General features: G+C 60.5%; 1 protein-coding gene. It reads right to left on the bottom strand.

Annotation, left to right across the window (positions count from 1 at the left end):
* Window positions 1-283 precede the first annotated feature (283 nt).
* A complete protein-coding gene (locus tag GGQ88_RS21005; protein WP_183615352.1) occupies window positions 284-1315 on the bottom strand; it encodes an IS110 family RNA-guided transposase in 1032 nt (343 codons plus the stop codon).
* Between the last annotated feature and the right edge of the window lie 119 nt (window positions 1316-1434).

A 1434-nucleotide genomic window follows, 5' to 3' on the forward strand; every position in this document is an offset into this window, starting at 1 on the left:
CCAAAAATCACATTTCTGCCAAAGTAGTGCTTCTGTAATGGGCCTTTGTTCGTCAAGTCCCTCTGAATGACTATCTCGTCGCTAGGATCATGCTTCTGTCCGTGGTCAGCACGAAGGCCGCCACACCATGCCATCAGATCCAGAGCCGACAGATCAATCTAGGAAGCGTGGTTTGCCGAAGCATTCACAGCACTACACACGATCTTGCCAAGCCCTCGTCCCAGCGACGGGACCTCAGTAGAAGCGCGCCGGTCCCGGCCCGCCTCGATCAGCAGTTTCTCCTTCACGCAGCCATTGCGATCGCCCCCCAGCGGAAGTCGGTGGCGTCCATCCACATGCGATGAAGCACGACGCCCAGTTTGCGTGCGAGGGCGACCTTGGCGCGTTTCATGCCGCGACGTTTCGCCACCTCGAGCGCCCAGCGCTTCAGGCTGGAAAAACGCGTTGCCCGAGTCAGCATGATATGCGCCGCCTCGAACAGCGCGGTTCGCACCATCGCGTCGCCGACCTTGCTGACACCCCCATCCCGGTCGGTCTCGCCCGACTGATATTTCTTCGGGGTCAACCCGAAGTAGGCGCCGACGGTACTCGATTTTCCGAAGCGCGTCGGATCGTCGATCGCCGATCGATATGTCAGGGCGACCAACGCACCCACCCCGGGGGTGCTCATCAACCGGTGGCAAATCTTGTCTGCGCGCGCGATCTTCAGCATCTCCCGGTGGAGCCTGGTGAACTCGCGCCACAACGTTGCCCGTGCTGCCAGCATCGCACCGATCACCGTCTCCAGAGTGGCGTGCCCTGCCGTCAGCTCCTGGATACGCGCTTCGAACCTGCCGCGGCTGACCTCGCCGACCTTCAGTCCATAGCCGCGCAGGATCCCACGGATACTGAGCTCGACGTCGAGCAGCTTCCCCTGCAGCAGCTTGCGTCCGACGAGTACGGCGCGGGTATCCTGCGACGCCATCGATTTTGCATGGACCGGCCGATACCAGCCCATCCGCAGCAATTGGGCGATCCCGCGGGCATCTTTCCGGTCGGTCTTCACGGTCATCGCCGAAAGTGCCGCCTTCACGTGTCGCGTCTCCAGCAAAGCAACGTCGCGACCAACGGCAACAAGCCCCGCATGCAACCAATGCGATAGCGGCCCCGCCTCCAGCCCAATCCGACACACCGGTAATTCCAGCTCGTCGAAATACCTCACAAGCGCCTCGGGCTCGCTGGCGACCTTGACCTCGCGGACGATTTTACCCTTCGCGTCCACGATGCATACGCTGCTCTCTTTCAGAGAGACATCGATTCCGGCATAATAATCCATGGTTGTTCCTCTCATGATGCTTGGGGCCGATCACTCGGACCCCGTTTCAACACCATCATTCTGAGGGACAGCCACCCAATTTGGCTACTCTTGATACGCCGGCCCATTACGGCATCTAG

Origin of the sequence: Novosphingobium hassiacum (genome assembly GCF_014196055.1) — a bacterium.
GTDB classification, from domain to species: domain Bacteria; phylum Pseudomonadota; class Alphaproteobacteria; order Sphingomonadales; family Sphingomonadaceae; genus Novosphingobium; species Novosphingobium hassiacum.